The following is a 16,059-nucleotide window of genomic DNA, read 5'->3' as shown; positions in this document are numbered from 1 at the left end:
TGCGCGCGCCCTACGGCTTCGCCGCAGGGGCGTCGGGGAGCGTGATCACGTTCTCGTCCTTGTCGGTGAGCCACCGCCAGTTGTCGACGAGCCCTGTCGAATCGAGCTGATGGTCTCCGGCGTCGTACGCCCCCCATCGGATCTTGATCTCCGTGTTCGGCTCCACGGGCGCCGAGGTGACCAGCCAGCTCGTCCCAGCGCGGCTCTCGAACCCCGTCCCGAGCAGCTCCCGGGTCCCGCGGGTGCATGCGTAGACCCTGCCGTCGAGATCGCAGGGCGGGCCGCCCGCGCAGCTGCAGACGTCGATGAAGGTGCTGTTGACGCTCATCGCGTTCCTCTCGCTGTCGAACAGGATGTGGCCATCGATGAGGTTGGCCGGCCGCGGGGAGAGGAACGCGACGAAGTAATCGTTGAAATTGTCGCAGACGACTGGCCAGTCGAACGTGACGTAATTGACGTTGAACGCGAAGCCGTGGACGTTCGACGGGACCCGGAGGGTGATCTCGACGGCGGTCGGGTCGGACGGCTTCGCTTGCACGAGATCTTCACAGTTGCGAGGGACCTTCGGAAAGCCCTGCGGGAAATCACCTTCGTACTTCTTGTCGAAGCCTTCCGGGCTCTCGAACCCCTCGTCGTTCTGCGTCCGCGCCGTGCCGCTCGAGAGGGCGAGCAGCCGCTTGCCCGCCCTCGGCGGGACGTTGGGCCCGAACGCGGGGAGGACGCCGTGCCCGAGGTGGAAGTTGGCGAGCAGCTCGGGCTCCTGCGGCGGCGGCGCGCCGTCGACCATGACCCAGGCCGCGGAGACCACGCCCCAGTCGTCGGGCCCGGACGACATCTTGCACAGCTCGACCGCCCTCGCGGCGCTGAGCGGATCCAGGTCGTCGAGCGGGATCCCGTCGTCGCACGGCTCGGGCACGTTGTCGGCGATGCCGTCGCAGTCGTCGTCCACGGGCTCCGGCGAGGCTCCCCCTTCTCCACCGACCGTCGGGAGCTCGAGCGCTCGCGGGTTGACCAGCGCGTTGCAATCGTCGCAGTCCCCGTCGAGCTCCGTGAAGCCGTCGCCGTCGTCGTCGACATCCGGCGAGCCGCTGCAGCCCGCGCTCCCCGTGCCCACACCCGCGGACGTGGCGACGGTCGACGCGTCGACCGTCGTTTCGGCTGTCGTGTGCGGTATCCCGCCGGTGCTGGAGGCGCTCGCGGCGCCGCCCTCCCCGACATCGAGGCCGCCTACCGGTCCGATGTTCCCGGTGCAGGCCGCGCCCACACACCCTGCTGCAGTGATGAGGCTCAAGAAATTCAACCAAGGTTTCATCGGTGCTCCTCGAGGTCGCATGGAACCAGGGAGGTTCGGTCGATCCGGCGATACGGGAGTCGTCGATGATTTTATCAGCAGAAGCGGCCGCAGCAGTCAGCCCATCCCGGCAAAGGGCGGTGCTTTTTTGTGAGGTGGGTGCCCACATCGTGGCACCTGCATCCGACCCAGGCGCCATGTTCATGCGCGCTCCGGGAGAGGCGGGCTGCGTCGACAAAACGCAGAACGCCGGCGCTTCGACAGCGCCGGCGCTCTCGGCCCCTCCGAGGGGCCGTCACGGTTCGCCCCGCTCACACGCAGCGGGCGGAGCGTTCCGAACGATCAGGCCTGGGCGCCCACTTCCTTCTTGCCCTTGCGCTTCGGCTCCTTCTTGCTCCCGGAGCCGTTCGTGGCCGCGGGGACCGCGGCGAGCGTCGGGCGCAGCAGGTCCTCGGCCAGCTTGGCCGCGCGGTCCGTCTTCTCCCAGGTGAACTCGTCGCGCCCGAAGTGGCCGTACGCGGCCGTCTTTCGGTAGATGGGCTTCAGCAGATCGAGCTGCTCGATGATCGCCTTCGGCCGCATGTCGAAGTTCTGCATGATGTACTTCTCGAGCACGTCCTCACCTACGCGGCCCGTGCCGAAGGTGTTCACGTGGACGCCGACCGGCTGGGCGACGCCGATGGCGTAGGCGATCTGCACCTCGCAGCGCGCCGCGAGCTTGGAGGCGACGACGTTCTTCGCGACGTAACGCGCGTAGTAGCAGGCGGAGCGGTCGACCTTCGTCGGGTCCTTGCCGCTGAAGGCGCCGCCGCCGTGCCGGCCCATGCCGCCGTAGGTGTCGACGATGATCTTGCGGCCGGTGAGGCCGGCGTCGCCGAAGGGGCCGCCGACCACGAAGCGGCCGGTGGGGTTCACGTAGATCTTCGTGCTCCGATCCATCAGCTTGGCCGGGATGCTCTTCTCGATGATCAGGCTCCGCACCGCGTCGACGATCGTCTTGTGCTTGACCTCGGGGCTGTGCTGCGTCGACACGACGACGGCGCTCACGCGCACGGGCGTCTGATCTTCGTACTCGATCGTGACCTGGGTCTTGCCGTCGGGGCGCAGCCAGTCGAGCTTCTTGGATTTGCGGAGATCCGCGAGCTTCCGGGCGAGCCGATGGGCATAGCTGATGGGAGAGGGCATCAGCTCCGACGTCTCGTCCGTCGCATAGCCGAACATGAGCCCCTGGTCGCCTGCCCCCTGCTCCTTGAAGAGGCCCTCGCCCTCGGTCACGCCGCGGGAGATGTCGGGCGACTGCTTCTCGATCGCCGTGAGCACCGCGCACGTCTCGTAGTCGAAGCCCATCGCGGCGTCGGTGTAGCCGATGTCCTTGATGGTGTTGCGCACGACGACCGGCATGTCGACCCACGCCGAGGTGGTGATCTCGCCGGCCACGACGGCCATCCCCGTCTTCACCAGGGTCTCGCACGCGACGCGGGCCGTCGGATCCTTCTCGAGGATCCCGTCCAGAATGGCGTCGGAGATCTGGTCGCACACCTTGTCGGGGTGTCCTTCGGTGACGGACTCGGATGTGAACTGGTAACGGCGCATGAATCGCTCCTTCGGCGGACTCGAAATCGGACCTCTACGCATAGTTCGAGCGCGGGGCACCGTCAACGCGAGCCGCGGCCTTCCGCGGACAAAAGCGCCGGCCGGACGAGCTGCCTCCGGGCTGTCGGTCAGTGTGGACCGCGCTGGCGGCTGTCGCTGTCGAGCCGCACCGACGTCTCGCGGCGGCTGCTGCCTGGGCAGCACTCTGACTCGGCTAGCTTCCTTGCTTCCCGGTGCGTCGCGCTCCCTGCTCCAGGCGAAGGAGCTGCGCTGCCCGCGGGGAGCTCGCCGGTGGGATCCGCCGTGACACCGGACGAGCGGGGGGCGTCGGGCCGCCGATCCGGTGCGCTCCCGGAGGCGCGCCGCCAGAGGCTATGATGCCGCGCATGACGTTCGACGAGATCAAGGCGTGCCTCGAGCGCGAGGGCTGGGCTGTAGAGGTCGTATCCAACGACACCATGCGCAGCGACTTTCAGGGGGCCGAGCGGCACTTCCCGCTGTTCGTGCGGCTCTCGCCCCCCTTCGTCGTCTTCGCGGTGATCCCGTTCGTGCGGCTCCCGCTGGAGCTCGAGGAGGGCGACGTGATCGTGCGGCGCCTGCTCCAGCTGAACCGTGAGATCAACATGGCCAAGCTCTCGGCCGACGAGGAGGGCGACGTGATTCTCAGCGTCGAGTACCGCCTCCAGGACCTCGATCCGAGCGAGGTGCGCGACGCCGTCGATGTCCTCTCCTTCTACGCGAACAAGCACTATGCCGAGCTCGTGGCGCTCGCCGCGCAATGAGCGGTCACCGGCCCCGCTTCAAGGCGGGATCTGCTCCTCTCTTGGCTTGAGCCCCTCGTGCGCCCTGAGCTCCGTGCGCACGACCCGGACGCGCCGCACGTCGCGCCCGCGGACGACGGTGAGCTCGACGAGGCTCCCGACGGCGCCGCGGAGCCGATCGCGCACCTCTGCCGACGAGAGATCACGGACATACACGCCATCAATCATCATGATCTCGTCGCCCGGGATCAGCCCCGCTCGCTCGGCGGCGAGGCCCGGCGGCACGTCGCGCACGTAGAGCGCCAGCGACTCGTTATCTCGCCCAAGGACAGCGCCGATGGATCCCACGCTCGCGGTGCACCCCGCGGCCACGAGCAGGAGCGCCGCGCTCCAGGATCTGCTTGCCACCGCGCCACCATAGCGCCGAGGAGCCCCGGCGCGCTGCCATTCTCGCAGGGCGCCCCCCGGAGCGCGCGGCGTGGCGCGACAGCCACGTCAGACCGGCTCCAGCGGACGCGCGCGCTCGTCCAACATCGCAACATCGCAGGCGAGAGAATGTGATTTTACAGGACAGGGAGCGCTCGAGTGTGCCTGTCGCGTACGCACGCGAGGTGCGAAGCGCGGTTCTCGGTGGGGCCTCGGGAGCGCAAGCGACTACGCAGCCGGTCGCCGGCGGCGCGAGATACGCCCTGGAAAGCGCGGCGTTGCGCCAGGACGCCGGCCCGCAGCGATCTGTCACGCCATGGCCATCGAGCGGTCGCAATCCAGTTGGTCCCCAGGGGCGGCTGCCCTAGAGTCCGGGCCGGGGTCACCGATGCCTGAACCGCGCGCTGCTGCCGAGAGCTCCACACCTGCCGCTCAGTCCGGCGGTGTGCCCGGCGGCTGGAAGATGCGCATGGAGGACCCGCTCAATCGCTACTACCGGTACCCGATCGCGCGTTGGATCGTGCGGGCGCTGATGAGGACGCCGGTCACGCCGAACCAGGTCACGCTGGTTCAGCCGCTCTTCGCTGCGCTGGCCGGTTACCTGGTGACGTTCGATGATCCGAGGCACCTCATCGCGGGGGCGCTCGTGTTCGAGCTCCGCTCCATCCTCGATTGCGTGGACGGCGCGCTGGCGCGGGCGAAGCGGATGGTGAGCCCCGCGGGGCACGCCATTGACGGCCTGGCCGACTGGCTGGGCGTCGTCTTTCTTTATGTCGGCATCTTCTGGCACGTTCGCCTTCACCCGCCGGCGGAGGGCCCGTGGAGCGCGACCGTGTCCACGAACGCTCTCCTGCTGATCGCGCTGCTCCAGGGGGCGCTCCGCTCTTTCTCCGCGGACTACTTCAAGCTCAAGTACTGCTCGATCTTCGAGACGGGTACGGACGAGACGGCGGACGTGCTGCGCCGGAAGATCCAGGCGCTCGGCCCCTCGTCCTCGTTCTTTGCCCATTTCGATGTCTTCATCGGGCGCATGGGGCACCTCGCGTTCGAGCACGAGTGGTTCGACCCGCGGCGGAGCCAGTCCTCGACCAGCGCGGATCAGGTAAAGCAGCTGATCCGGGAGGAGGCGTCGCCGCTCACGCGCTTCATCGGCGCGCTCTGGGCGATATCGAACGGCGACGCGTTCCTGTCGATGGTGGTGCTGACGCTCCTCGTCGACCAGCTCTGGCTGGGTCAGGTCTTCTTCGCGACGGGCGGGGTCGTCTGGATCGTCGCGGTCATCTGGCTGAACGGCTGGTTCCTCCGCGGCGCATCCCGGCGCGCGAAGCTGGCCATGGCCTGAGCTCGGCGACTGGGCTGCGCCGCGCCGAGCTCGGGCCCGCTCTAGAGGGAGCTCGCCAGGCGGCGGGCCTTTTCCACGTCCTCTTCGAAGTCGATCTCGGTCCAGGGAAGGTCGTCGACGCGCTCGATACCGAACGGTATCTCCTGGAAAGCGCGGTCCATCGCGGCCTCGTACTCCTGATCGAGGCGGCCTGCGGAGACCTCCTCCTCAAGGAGCCGCTGCATCGCGCGGCCGCCCTGCGGACCGACCTTGGCGAAGCCGACGGTCTCGCCGGCGATGTCCCAGTCCTTGCCGACGCGGCGCGCGATCTTGAGGACGCGGCCGGCGCGGACGCCGACCATCATCTCTTCGCCGCTCTCCTCCGAGCTCGCGTCGACAAGCAGGCAGTTCTCCTGCGGCGAGCTCACGAGGCGCCGCAGCAGCGCGGCGGGGTACAGCACGTCGGCGTCCATCCACAGCCCGCCGCCCGACAGCCGATCGGCCGCGACGTGGAGCGAGACGATGCTGCCGTGGGTGAACCGCGGGTTCTTGACGAGCTCGACCTTCAGCGAAGGGCGGAGCGAGGCGAGCGCCTCCTCGATCATCTCGTGCCGGAAGCCGACGACGATCGTCAGATCGGTGACGCCGCTCTCGGTGAGGTTCACGAGGTGGCGCTCGAGCAGCGTCTTGCCCTCGATCGAGATGAGGCACTTCGGTGCGTCCCGGCCGATGCGCCGGCCGCGGCCGGCGGCGAGCAGGATGGCCCTCATCGGCGCGCCTCGGCCGCGAAGCGGGACGCGAGCTCCTGCGGGGTCTCCGCGACGCGGCCGATGCCCTTCACGGTGCCGCCGTCGACGAGGGCGAGGACCATCACCGGGCCCGGCTGCACGAGCGCGACGCGCAGCGACGCCTCGAAGGACTCGACGGAGTCGGCGCGGTGCGTGGCGCGGTAGCCGACGGCGCTGGCGACCGACTCGAGCTTCACGTCGCCCGAGATCGTCCGCTGCCCGCCCGTCGAGGCGTGGGAGCGGTTGTCGAGGACGACGTGCACGAGGTTCGCCGGCCGCTCGCTGCCGACGCTGGCGAGGGCGTTCATGCCCATGAGGACGTTGCCGTCGCCGTCGAGCACGAAGATCCGCTTGCGCGGCTGCGCGAGCGCGAGCCCCAGGCCGATCGACAGGCCGAGCCCCATCGAGCCGATCATGTAGAAGTTCGAGGGCCGGTCCTGCGTCGTGTAGAGCTCACGGCCGATCATGCCGTTGCAGCAGACCGCGAGGTCGTCCTTGCCGACCGCCGCCGTGAACACCTTCAGCGCTTCGAGCTTGTTCATTCGAGCACCCCCGCGGGCACGATGAGCGCCGCCGGCTGCCTGGTGGAGAGCATGACGTCCTTCGCCCACTGCACCTGGGGCCCCATCGGCTCGGCGGCCCGGAGGACGCGGTGCTGGATCTTCATCAGATCGAGGATGGGGAGCATGATCTCGCCCATCATGATGTGCTCCGGGGCGTCGTTGCCGCCCTCGCCGCGCCACGAGATGACGAGCAGCGCGGGCACCTCGTACATCGTGCTGAGCGAGGCCAGCGCGTTCACGGAGACGCCGAGCCCGGAGTTCTGCATCAGCACCATCGGCAGCCTGCCGCCGAGCCAGGCGCCGAACGCCATCCCGATGGCGCTGTCCTCGCGGGTCGCCGAGATGTAACGAGCGCTCGGGTCGGCGTCGAGCAGCGAGACCAGGCCCTTCAACAGCGAGCAGGGCACGCCCGCGAAGAAGTCGAACCCCGCCTCCTTGAGCGCGGCGACGAACTCGGGCGCATACGATTTTCCTGAACCGTGGGAACCGTGGGACATCGCCTCACTCCTTGATGAGCGCCCAGGCGCGACGGTAGTCCTCGAACGTGTCGATCTCGAGCCACCCCTTGTAGACGTCGATCGCCTGCACGTCCGCGCCGCGGTCGATGAGCTCCTGGAGCAGGTCGGTGAAGCTCGCGCTGCGGAGCGACTCGGCCTCGTGGAAGCCGCCCTTCGCGCGGGTCTCCTGAAGCTGGTGGTAGCAGTCGGTGAGCAGGCGCGCGCCCTTCGCGGTGAACATGGCCATGCCCACGAACTCGCCGTGCGCTTCGCCCGCAGGGATCGCGCGTCCGACGCGGGCCACCCGGTGCGGCGCCTCGGCGCCGACGAAGCGGTAGCCGGCCTCCTGCGCGTCCTTCAGGGCCACGAGGTCGGGCACGCCGCGCGCGTCCTTGGGCCGCTGGCCCTCCGCGTACGCGCGGTCGATGACGATCGAGATGTCCGCCGGGCTCTTGAGGAGCTTCTCGAGGTGGCCGCGCTCGAACACGATGTCGCCGTAGAGGAAGAGGAACGGCCCGCTCAGCTCCTTGGAGGCGCGGAAGAGCGAGAAGACCTCGTTCGTCGTCGCGTACTCGTCGTTGTCGTAGAAGCGGGCGTTCGGGACCTTGATCGTCTCCTTCTTGTACCCGCGCACGACGGCGACGTCCTTGACGCCGCACGCGTTGAGCACGTCGATCTGCCGCTCGAGGATGCTCTTGCCCTTCAGGTCGAGCATCGGCTTCGGCAGCTCCTCCGTGAGCGGCAGGAGCCCCTGGCTCTGGCCGGCGGCGAGGATGACGGCGGTGACGCCCGGGCTGCCGGAGGGCAGGAAGCTCGACTCCTCCTGCTTCATCTTGTCGACGCCCACGAGCTGGTAGACGCGCTCGAGCGGCACGACCTTGTCGTCGACGCTGCCGGTGTACATCTCGCGCTTCAGCGTCTGGAGCGTCTCCGTCATCGCCTTGATCGACGAGCGGATCGCGTGGTTCGCGAAGATGATCAGCTTGAAGCCCGCCTTGTGCAGGGTGTCGACGCTCGTCGTGCGGTAGATCGTCGGCACGCAGACGAGCGGCGTGTTCGGGCGGTCCCACGCGCGGGCGAAGGAGAGCACCTCGTCCGGGTCCTTGCTCTTCGAGTGGATGAGGACCATGTCGGCGCCCGCGTCCGCGTAGGCGCGGCCGCGACGGAGCGCCTCCTCCATCCCCCAGCCGGCGATGAGCGCCTCGGTCCGCGCGATGACCACGAAGTCGCGATCCTTCTGCGTCGCCTTCGCCGCGCGGACCTTGAGCGCGTGCTCCTCGACGTCCGCGAGCTCGCGCTTCACGCCGGCGTAGAAGCTGCAGCGCTTCGGGAAGATGTTGTCTTCCATGCAGATCGCCGCGATGCCCGCCGCCTCGTACTCCTCGACGCAGCGGACGACGTTGACGGCGTTGCCGTAGCCGTTGTCGCAGTCGGCGACGACCGGGAGCGACGTGTTGTTCATCATCTTGGCGGCCTGGAGGTTCTCCGCCATCGTGAGGATGTTCGCGTCCGGCACGGCGTAGCTCGCGGATATCTCGAAGCCGGAAGCCCAGAGCCCGTCGAACCCTGCCTCTTCACCGATCTTCGCGGAGAGCCCGTTGTGCGCGCCGATGATGACGATCGGCCCGGGGCGGGCCATGAGTTCGCGCAGCTTCCTGGCTTTGGTCACGTCTCCTCCACTCCTCCGCGCGGCGTTGCCATCCACGCCCGGCGGGCGACCGCGTCCGCATGCGTTGCGGTGCGCGTCCCCGGCGAGCGGCGCCCCGTCGTCACCGCGCGCGGGCAGCTCCGGGGGGCGCCTGATCTCGCTCTCCTCCCCGAGGAGCCGGGCCTCAGAACGGGGCCTGCCTTAACACCGTTCGCCAGTGCCGCCAATGGCAGGGCACGACCGGAGCAGACGATCGCGAAGGCGGCGGAGCGCGCTCCGCCACGCGGGGACGTGCGCGCTGCGGCGGTGCCTGATTGCGGGCGCGCGGCGAGCGTCGCGCGTCCGCCGCGCGCCCCCTTCGGCTCAGCCCTCGCGGCCGACGACCCCGCGCAAGCGGACCAGCCCGGGGCCCGCGCGGAGCACCGCCTGGCACGCGAGCCGGAGCCGCGGCGGGGCGCCGAGGCGCTCGAGCAGATCGAGCTCGCCGCGCGCGGGCGGATCGAGGAGCTGCTCCCCTTCGACGACCTCGACGCGGCATGTGGCGCAGCGCGCGTCGCGGCACGAGAAAACGACCGGAGCGCGCGCGTCGTCGCAGACGTCGATGAGCCTGCCGGCTCCCACCTCCGCGGTGACGGCGCGGCCGAGCGCGCCGTCCTCGAACACGACCGTGGGCACCGCCGATCCCTCCTCCCTGCGTGGCGCGCCAAGCCCTGGCACGTGGGTGCGCGAGGACCCGCGGCGCCTGGAGCGCGAGGGCCCCGGCCCGGACGGCGGAGGCGTGTCGGCTCCCTTTCACCGACGCCGAGAGCGCATTTTCTCGGGCGTCAGCACGCATTATACGACGAGCGATGACGGATCGCTGGGACGCAATCATCCTCGGCGGAGGGCCGGGTGGGTCGACGCTCGCCGCGTCGCTTGCCCGCCTCGGTCGCCGGGCCCTCGTGCTCGAGCGGGAGAGGTTCCCTCGCTTTCACATCGGCGAGTCGCTGCTGCCGCGATCCCGCGAGGTCTTCGAGCGGCTCGGGCTGGACGAGAAGCTGGACGCGCGCTTCCTCCGCAAATACGGCGCCCGGTTCCTGTGCTCGTCGACGGGGCGGACGCGGACGTACAGCTTCACCGACGCGTTCGATCCGAGGTTCGAGTTCGCCTACCAGGTGGAGCGCGACGCGTTCGACCAGCTGCTGCTCCGCCACGCCGCGGGGCTCGGGGCGGAGGTGCGCGAGTCGTGGGAGGCCGTCGAGGTGGTGTTCGAGGGCCCCCGCGCCGTCGGGGTGCGCGCGCGGCCTCGCGCTCGATCCGACGGCGCCGCGCCGGAGGAGGCCGCGGCCGCGCGCGCCGACGCGGGCGACATCGTCGAGCTCCGTGCGCCGGTGATCGTGGACGCGACGGGGCGGGACACGCTGCTCGCGTCGAGGATGCGGCGGAAGGCGCAGCTGGCCGAGCTCGACAAGACCGCGCTGTTCACCCATTACGAGGGCGTGCCCCGCGAGGAGGGGATCCACCAGGGCAACATCCAGGTGGTCATCTTCGAGCACGGGTGGTTCTGGTTCATCCCGTTCCGCGGCGAGGTGACGAGCGTCGGCGCGGTGGTGTCGTCGAGCTGGATCCGGAGCCGGGCGAAGGGGGAGCGCCTCGACGAGCTCTTCGATCGCACCGTCGCGGAGAGCGGCTGGGCGCGGGAGTTCCTCGCGAGCGCGCGGCGCGTCAGGCCGGTGGGGGCGCTCGCCGATTTCTCGTACCGGATCGACCAGCTCGCCGGCGATGGATGGCTCTTCGTGGGCGACGCGGGCGGGTTCCTCGACCCGCTCTTCTCGACGGGCGCGCACCTCGCCATCAAGGGCGCCGATCTGGCTGCCACGGCCATCCACCGCGCGCTCGACGCGGGGGACACCTCGCGCGCCGCGTTCGCCGCCTACGAGGCGGAGATCCGCTACGCCGTCGATCTCTTCCTTGGGGTCGTTCAGGGTTTTTACAAAGGCCAGTTCCGGGAGACCCTGTTCGAGCCGAACCAGCGGCCCACGATGCGCAAGCTCATCACCAGCATGCTCGCGGGCGACGTGTTCCACGCCGAGCGGCGGCCGCAGTGGGCGTCGTTCCTCCGGCAGCACTATCCGGCGGAGGTGCCCGCCTTCGCGTGAAGCGCGGCGGGCGGCCGCGCGCGCGCCTCGCCGCGTGCGCGCTCGCCCGCGCTGGGCCGTCCGGCGCTCAGCGGCCGCACGCTTCGCGGTCCAGGACCGCGTCGCTCATCTGCTTGCAGGCGGCCGCGAGCGCGACGCGCGCCTCCGCCCTCGCGTCGCCCTTCAGCGCCTCGTCGTCGGCCTCCGCCTTGGCCTCGAGCACGTCGCGCGCGATCCGGATCGCGGCCTCGTGGCTCTTCCTGGTCTCCGCGGGCAGCTTGCTCGCGCAGGTGGTCATCGTGGCCAGGTAGCTGTCGCAGGCGTCGACCCCCGTGCTGTCGAGGTCGACCTTCCCCGCATCGCCGCCTGCCTTGCCGCAGCCGAGGGCGAGGGTGCCCCAGAGAAGAAGTGCCAGGTGAGCTCTCGCCATCGTCGCGCGCGCCGGAGCGTTGCGCGCCGCAGGAGGCCGGTGCTGGCCGCCTCGCGCGCTGCCCGAAGCCGTCGCACCCTGCCACGAGCCCGCGCCGCGGGGCAATTTTCGGTGGCTCAGGCGCGGCGGCGCGCGCGGCCGTGAGCGCGCGCCGCGGGGCGAGCTCGGCGGGTCAGGCGCGGATCAGCAGGATGGCGTGCTCGTGGCGCGGGCGGCGCTGGAAGGCGCGCGCCGTGGGGCGGTGGAAGTGGGGGCGCGGCTGCGACGCGACCGCGCGGACCGTGAGGCGCGCGCCGGACGCGGCGGCCCTGACCACGTCGACCGCGTAGACCGGCGCGCCGGCGACAACGCTGTCGGCGATCAGCAGCACGAGCGGCGCGCCGCTCCGGAGGACGCGCGCGAGCGCGGTGAGCACGCCGCCGAGCTCATCGCGCCAGCGCGCGCGGCCGGCCTCGGGGCCGAGCGGGTCGAGGTGCCGGCGGGCCCCGATCTCGTCCTGCTCGAAGCGGGCGCTGCGGAGCCGGAGCCAGCGCAGCCTCGCCTCGTGGTGGGCGAGGTAGTCGTACACGCCCGGGTAGGGCGGCGACGTGATCGCGAGGTGGACCGAGCCGGTCTCGACGCCGCGGAGCACGCGCGCGTCTCCCTCCTCGACGAGCGCGGGCGGGCTCGCTTCGAGCTGAGTGGCGACCTCGGCGAGGCGCTGGGCGAGCTCCTCCGCCTTGCGGAGGAAGAGCCGCGCCGGATAGCCGGCGGCGATCCGCCGCGGCAGCTCGTGCTCCGACGTGTCGGACGTGCGGCGGCTGAGCTTCGTCAGGATGGCGGAGAGGACGAGCTCGAGATCGGCGCGGAGCGCGTCGGCGCCGTGGCCCGCGATGCGGTCGAGGCCGACGCGGAGCCCGTCGAGCTCGAGGAGCACGTGCGGCTCGAACAGGGCGACGTCCTCGGGGCCGTACCGGCGGCTCGGACCGGCGCGCGCCTTGCGGCGCTCATCGGCCGCGGCCGCGACCTCGCGGGCGGCGGCGACGAGCCGGTCGCGCTCGCCGGGGGTGCTGCCCTGCACCTTCAGGCGGGCGAGGCGCACGGCCAGCGGGTTCGCGTCGACGCCGATCGCCGCCCGACCCGCGAGCCGGGCCTCGACGAGGACGGTGCCGCTGCCGCAGAAGGGGTCGAGCACCCGCTCGCCCGGCCTCGAGAGGCCCTCGATCAGCCGGCGGGCCGTGTCCGGGTGCATCCGGGCCGGGTAGCTGTGGAACCCGTGCACGTGCGCGCGCGCCGCTTCCTCCGCGGTGCTCGAGCTGGCCACGTCGAGCGCGTGGGCGAGCTTCGCGGCGCCCTCGGGGTCGCCCTCGAGCAGCGTCGCGCCGCCGATGTGGGTCAGGGCGCGGCGCTCCTGGGGCGCGGGCCGGCCCGCGCGGGCCTTCTGCTGCGGCGGACCTGGCTTCGGCTTGGGATCAGCGCTTCGCGGGGTCGACATGGGCGGTCCGTTGCGTGAGGGGCTCGGCAGCGAAGGCTTCCTCTTCGGCGGCGAGGGCGCGCGCCACGCTCTCGGCCCCCGCCTCGCCCCGGTCTTCGCCGCGCGCCGCGCCGACGCGCAGCTTCGGCGCATAGCCGAACTCGCCCGCGGGGCTCACCGCGCCGCGCACGACGTCGTTGACCTCCAGCAGGGCGAGGAGCTCCTCGGCCTGGGACTCGGCGATGCGGAGGGTCGAGGCGAGCCCGCCGGCGGTCAGCGGGCCCTCGGCCTGGCGGGCGACGTCGGAGGCGACGGAGACCCAGGCGGCGTCGAGCGCGGGCGCGATGTCCCGGCTCCGCGACTTCGCCCGCCGGAGCGCCCAGACGGCGAAGGCGCCGACGGGCGCCATGGTGAGGAGGCCGGCGGTGAAGAGCCCGACGCTCGCGTCGAGGACGAGCAGCAGCACGGCGAACAGGAGCAGCTCGAAGCCGAACAGCGCGCCGGCCGCGATGCCTGCGGCGCGCCAGACCGAGCGCGCCGACGCCGCCGCGCGCGCCTTCTGGAGCAGCGGCGCCTCGCGGCCGGATCGCTCGACGCGGTCGTCGGCGACGGGGACGCGCGGGCCGCCGCAGGCGTCGCACACGAAGCGCAGCTCGGGGTGCGCCGAGACGCCGGTCACGCCGCCGCAGTGCAGGCAGGCCTCGGCGCGCGCGGCCGCGCCGCACTGCGGGCAGCGGTCGCCCTCCGGCGCGAGCGCCGCGGCGCACGCGCGGCAGCGGGCGGCGCCGGGCAACGCGGCGCTCACGGCGCGCTCGCGGATGGGGCCGAGCGGGCGCCGCCTACGCTGCGCAGCACGGCGTGGAACAGGGCGCGCCCGTCGGCGCAGCCGTGGCCCTGGAAGGGCTCGCTCATCCGTTCGGGGTGCGGCATCAGCCCCAGCACGTTCCGCCGGGGCCCGCCGTAGATGCCGGCGATGTCCATCGCCGATCCGTTGGGGTTCGCGTCGCCGCCGCCCAGCCCCTCCCGCACGTCGCGGAGCGTATGGATCACTTCGGCATCGGCGTTGGAGCCGGGGAAGATGACCACGGTCGCGTGCATGGGCGTCGACGTACTCCGGTTGCCGGCGCTCGGCCAGGGGTCCTGACGGCGCGCGCGGCTTCACCGGCTTCTTTCGGCGTGCCATGATGGGACATGGCGTCGCGATGGGCGCGGACCGGTCGAACCGACGCGACGGTGCGGGCGGCGTCCGGCTACCTCGTCCTCGCGGCGCTGGCGACCTCGCTGGGCCTGGTGCTGCGGGATGGATGGCCGTGGATCCACCCGAGCCCGTGGCTCACGCTGCCGCCGCTGGTCGCGCTGCTGATGAGCGCCGCGCTCGGCCTCACGCTGGCGGCCGGGGTCGTCGTGACGACGCGCATCGCCGTGGCGCGGTTCAGCTGGGCGCGGCGCCTGCACGCCGAGCTCCGCCCGGTCGCGCGCGACTTCTCGCTCGGCCAGATCCTGCTCCTCGCGGGCCTCTCGAGCCTCGGAGAGGAGCTGCTCTTCCGCGGGCTGCTGACGCCGCTGCTCGGCGTGCCGCTGAGCGCGATCCTCTTCGGTCTGATGCACCAGATGCGCGGTCCGAGCCGCTGGGTGTGGATCGGCTGGGCCGTCGGCGTGGGCGCGGGGCTCGGCGCCATCTTCGCGGCGACGGGGTCGCTCGTCGGACCGGTCCTGGCGCACGCCGTCGTGAACGCGGTCAACCTGAGCTACCTGCGCGATCACGATCCGGACGAGGTGGAGCCGCGGATGACGCTCTAGATCGGCGCTTCCGCTTCCTCGCTGTCCCCATTCCCGCCGTCAGCGCTTCTTCGAGTCGGGGCGGGGAGGCCTGGGCGGCGCCGGTCTCGGGGGGATCGGGGTCGCGCGCGGCGGGCCTTCGTGGCTTGCCGGCTGGGTCTCCGGGGGAGCGAGGGTCCCGCGCGAGAGCTCGCCTGCCTCCACGGCGCTCTGCCTCTCACGGCCTGGCGAGGACGGTCGCGAGGGCGGCGGTCGGCTCCCGGCTCGCGGGAGCGTCGGAGGCTCGCTCTCCTCCACGCGCACGCCGCGCTGGCTCGACGGCTTCGCTGTCCTGCGGGCCAGCGAGGGCAGCGTCGGCGGCGCCGCCGGGGTCGCCAGCTCGAACTCGAAGTTCAGCTCGAGCGACGGCGGCCCATCGGAGATCGCCACGGCGGGGTCGGAGCCCCTCTGTGGCGCAGGGGTGGGCCCGCGGCGCAGGCGCTCTTCGGACACGACGCGCGACGACGGCGGCGCGACGTCGTCCAGAATGGACGACGGCCCGCCGAGCGCCGTCGTCGCGCTCCGGGGCTCCGGACGGCGTCGCGACGGCGGGAACGGCAGCTCGACGCGGGCGCTCTCGTCCTCGAGCCGGGTCGCCTCGAGCAGGTACGCAGCGATGGATGTCCGCTCCGCGGGCAGGGGGCGGATGCCTGGCACGAACGCGAACCGTCCGACCTTCCAGCTGAGCATGGTGCGGAGCGCGGCGAGCGCCGAGGCGCGCGTGCCTCCGACGGTCCCCTCGACGATGCACCCTTCGGCGATGTCCAGCTGAGCCCGACGTTTCTTGCTGCTCACCTCGAACACACCCGACCGCCGCTCCATCTCGAGGACCGTGAGGACGGTCGCGATCGACATCTGGCTGAGATCGCCCTCGATCGCGGTCTGATCGACGGACGCCGGGATGGACATGAGGCTGTCCCTCCGCAGGCGCAGGCGCGACGCCATCTGCACGAGCGCCCCGATCTGCGCGACGACCTCGCCGACCCGGAACGGCTTGGTCATGTAGACGTCGGCGCCCACGTGGAACCCTTCGAGGCGGGCCTCCTGGTCGTCGAGCGCGGAGAGGAACAGGAACGGGGTGACCGATACCCGGGACGGCTGGGTGCGCACGTTGCGCGCGACCCAGTAGCCGTCGTGGTCGGGCAGGCCGATGTCGCAGACGATGCACTCGGGCTCCAGGGTACAGGCGGTGGAGAGCCCGGCCTCCGCGGTGGCGCAGAAGATGACCTCGTAACCTGCCTCCCGGATCGCGGTGGCGAGCAGGTCCGCGATGTACTCCTCGTCCTCGATCACGAGCACGACCCCGCTCGGCATCTGGCAGACGGTACACGCGCCCTGCGGGCGTGGCCAAGG

At 71.5% G+C, this 16,059-nt stretch carries 17 protein-coding genes; 4 read left to right on the top strand and 13 right to left on the bottom strand.

Annotation, left to right across the window (positions count from 1 at the left end):
• Positions 1-10: 10 nt before the first annotated feature.
• Complete coding sequence (locus WMF14_RS39425; protein WP_437794935.1) at positions 11-1,312, bottom strand: hypothetical protein; 1,302 nt, start codon at positions 1,310-1,312, stop codon at positions 11-13.
• Between the two features lie 321 nt (positions 1,313-1,633).
• Complete coding sequence (gene metK, locus WMF14_RS39420) at positions 1,634-2,884, bottom strand: methionine adenosyltransferase (protein WP_272102781.1); 1,251 nt, start codon at positions 2,882-2,884, stop codon at positions 1,634-1,636.
• 386 nt (positions 2,885-3,270) lie between these two features.
• Between metK and WMF14_RS39415 the strand changes: the two genes are divergently transcribed.
• Positions 3,271-3,666, top strand: coding sequence for a YbjN domain-containing protein (locus WMF14_RS39415; RefSeq protein ID WP_437325136.1), 396 nt, complete (start codon positions 3,271-3,273; stop codon positions 3,664-3,666).
• An 18-nt stretch (positions 3,667-3,684) separates the two neighbouring features.
• On the opposite strand, the gene WMF14_RS39410 is transcribed toward WMF14_RS39415, so the two are convergent.
• Positions 3,685-4,053, bottom strand: a complete 369-nt coding sequence (locus WMF14_RS39410) for a PDZ domain-containing protein (RefSeq protein ID WP_437794931.1) — start codon at positions 4,051-4,053, stop codon at positions 3,685-3,687.
• Positions 4,054-4,540: 487 nt separating this feature from the next.
• On the opposite strand from WMF14_RS39410, the gene WMF14_RS39405 reads away from it, so the two are divergent.
• Positions 4,541-5,413, top strand: coding sequence for a CDP-alcohol phosphatidyltransferase family protein (locus WMF14_RS39405; protein WP_437794928.1), 873 nt, complete (start codon positions 4,541-4,543; stop codon positions 5,411-5,413).
• 41 nt (positions 5,414-5,454) lie between these two features.
• On the opposite strand, the gene WMF14_RS39400 is transcribed toward WMF14_RS39405, so the two are convergent.
• From WMF14_RS39400 to WMF14_RS39380, 5 genes are all read right to left on the bottom strand, one after another.
• Positions 5,455-6,162, bottom strand: coding sequence for a phosphocholine cytidylyltransferase family protein (locus tag WMF14_RS39400; RefSeq protein WP_272102785.1), 708 nt, complete (start codon positions 6,160-6,162; stop codon positions 5,455-5,457).
• Positions 6,159-6,722 (bottom strand): thiamine pyrophosphate-dependent enzyme, encoded by a 564-nt coding sequence (locus WMF14_RS39395; protein ID WP_437794925.1) that lies wholly within the window; start codon positions 6,720-6,722, stop codon positions 6,159-6,161. Before WMF14_RS39395 ends, WMF14_RS39400 begins: the two co-directional genes overlap by 4 nt.
• Positions 6,719-7,240, bottom strand: a complete 522-nt coding sequence (locus WMF14_RS39390) for a thiamine pyrophosphate-binding protein (RefSeq protein ID WP_272102787.1) — start codon at positions 7,238-7,240, stop codon at positions 6,719-6,721. The genes WMF14_RS39395 and WMF14_RS39390 overlap by 4 nt, the downstream gene beginning before the upstream one ends.
• Positions 7,241-7,244: 4 nt before the next feature.
• Positions 7,245-8,909 carry an isocitrate lyase/phosphoenolpyruvate mutase family protein gene (locus WMF14_RS39385; protein WP_437794922.1) on the bottom strand — a complete coding sequence of 555 codons (1,665 nt, stop codon included), beginning with the start codon at positions 8,907-8,909 and terminating at the stop codon, positions 7,245-7,247.
• 342 nt (positions 8,910-9,251) lie between these two features.
• Positions 9,252-9,563 carry a 2Fe-2S iron-sulfur cluster-binding protein gene (locus WMF14_RS39380; RefSeq protein WP_272102789.1) on the bottom strand — a complete coding sequence of 104 codons (312 nt, stop codon included), beginning with the start codon at positions 9,561-9,563 and terminating at the stop codon, positions 9,252-9,254.
• Positions 9,564-9,736: 173 nt separating this feature from the next.
• Between WMF14_RS39380 and WMF14_RS39375 the strand changes: the two genes are divergently transcribed.
• On the top strand, positions 9,737-11,026 hold the full coding sequence (locus WMF14_RS39375) for an NAD(P)/FAD-dependent oxidoreductase (protein WP_437794920.1): 1,290 nt from the start codon (positions 9,737-9,739) through the stop codon (positions 11,024-11,026).
• A 67-nt stretch (positions 11,027-11,093) separates the two neighbouring features.
• On the opposite strand, the gene WMF14_RS39370 is transcribed toward WMF14_RS39375, so the two are convergent.
• From WMF14_RS39370 to WMF14_RS39355, 4 genes are all read right to left on the bottom strand, one after another.
• Positions 11,094-11,435 carry a hypothetical protein gene (locus tag WMF14_RS39370; RefSeq protein WP_272102791.1) on the bottom strand — a complete coding sequence of 114 codons (342 nt, stop codon included), beginning with the start codon at positions 11,433-11,435 and terminating at the stop codon, positions 11,094-11,096.
• 172 nt (positions 11,436-11,607) lie between these two features.
• Positions 11,608-12,909 carry a DNA methyltransferase gene (locus WMF14_RS39365; RefSeq protein WP_272102792.1) on the bottom strand — a complete coding sequence of 434 codons (1,302 nt, stop codon included), beginning with the start codon at positions 12,907-12,909 and terminating at the stop codon, positions 11,608-11,610.
• A complete protein-coding gene (locus WMF14_RS39360) occupies positions 12,887-13,693 on the bottom strand; it encodes a zinc ribbon domain-containing protein (RefSeq protein ID WP_437794917.1) in 807 nt (268 codons plus the stop codon). Before WMF14_RS39360 ends, WMF14_RS39365 begins: the two co-directional genes overlap by 23 nt.
• Positions 13,690-13,986 carry a hypothetical protein gene (locus WMF14_RS39355; RefSeq protein ID WP_437794915.1) on the bottom strand — a complete coding sequence of 99 codons (297 nt, stop codon included), beginning with the start codon at positions 13,984-13,986 and terminating at the stop codon, positions 13,690-13,692. The genes WMF14_RS39360 and WMF14_RS39355 overlap by 4 nt, the downstream gene beginning before the upstream one ends.
• Positions 13,987-14,079: 93 nt before the next feature.
• On the opposite strand from WMF14_RS39355, the gene WMF14_RS39350 reads away from it, so the two are divergent.
• Complete coding sequence (locus tag WMF14_RS39350; protein ID WP_437794913.1) at positions 14,080-14,688, top strand: CPBP family intramembrane glutamic endopeptidase; 609 nt, start codon at positions 14,080-14,082, stop codon at positions 14,686-14,688.
• A gap of 39 nt (positions 14,689-14,727) precedes the next feature.
• Here the strand turns inward: WMF14_RS39350 and WMF14_RS39345 are convergent, their stop codons facing one another.
• Positions 14,728-16,020 carry a response regulator gene (locus WMF14_RS39345; protein ID WP_437794911.1) on the bottom strand — a complete coding sequence of 431 codons (1,293 nt, stop codon included), beginning with the start codon at positions 16,018-16,020 and terminating at the stop codon, positions 14,728-14,730.
• Positions 16,021-16,059 lie beyond the last annotated feature (39 nt).

The organism is Sorangium sp. So ce693, assembly GCF_051521375.1.
Taxonomy (GTDB): domain Bacteria; phylum Myxococcota_A; class Polyangia; order Polyangiales; family Polyangiaceae; genus Sorangium; species Sorangium atrum.
Note: the sequence above shows the minus strand (reverse complement) of the source record. Positions and strands in the feature narration are given on the sequence as shown.

What these genes read in the sequence shown, in the direction of transcription:
- WMF14_RS39370 (WP_272102791.1), bottom strand. Translation starts at nt 11,435, where the DNA reads ATGGCGAGAGCTCACCTGGCACTTCTTCTCTGGGGCACCCTCGCCCTC.
- WMF14_RS39355 (WP_437794915.1), bottom strand. Translation starts at nt 13,986, where the DNA reads ATGCACGCGACCGTGGTCATCTTCCCCGGCTCCAACGCCGATGCCGAA.
- WMF14_RS39390 (WP_272102787.1), bottom strand. Translation starts at nt 7,240, where the DNA reads ATGTCCCACGGTTCCCACGGTTCAGGAAAATCGTATGCGCCCGAGTTC.
- WMF14_RS39375 (WP_437794920.1), top strand. Translation starts at nt 9,737, where the DNA reads ATGACGGATCGCTGGGACGCAATCATCCTCGGCGGAGGGCCGGGTGGG.
- WMF14_RS39425 (WP_437794935.1), bottom strand. Translation starts at nt 1,312, where the DNA reads ATGAAACCTTGGTTGAATTTCTTGAGCCTCATCACTGCAGCAGGGTGT.
- WMF14_RS39365 (WP_272102792.1), bottom strand. Translation starts at nt 12,909, where the DNA reads ATGTCGACCCCGCGAAGCGCTGATCCCAAGCCGAAGCCAGGTCCGCCG.
- WMF14_RS39350 (WP_437794913.1), top strand. Translation starts at nt 14,080, where the DNA reads ATGGCGTCGCGATGGGCGCGGACCGGTCGAACCGACGCGACGGTGCGG.
- metK (WP_272102781.1), bottom strand. Translation starts at nt 2,884, where the DNA reads ATGCGCCGTTACCAGTTCACATCCGAGTCCGTCACCGAAGGACACCCC.
- WMF14_RS39400 (WP_272102785.1), bottom strand. Translation starts at nt 6,162, where the DNA reads ATGAGGGCCATCCTGCTCGCCGCCGGCCGCGGCCGGCGCATCGGCCGG.
- WMF14_RS39395 (WP_437794925.1), bottom strand. Translation starts at nt 6,722, where the DNA reads ATGAACAAGCTCGAAGCGCTGAAGGTGTTCACGGCGGCGGTCGGCAAG.
- WMF14_RS39345 (WP_437794911.1), bottom strand. Translation starts at nt 16,020, where the DNA reads ATGCCGAGCGGGGTCGTGCTCGTGATCGAGGACGAGGAGTACATCGCG.
- WMF14_RS39415 (WP_437325136.1), top strand. Translation starts at nt 3,271, where the DNA reads ATGACGTTCGACGAGATCAAGGCGTGCCTCGAGCGCGAGGGCTGGGCT.
- WMF14_RS39405 (WP_437794928.1), top strand. Translation starts at nt 4,541, where the DNA reads ATGGAGGACCCGCTCAATCGCTACTACCGGTACCCGATCGCGCGTTGG.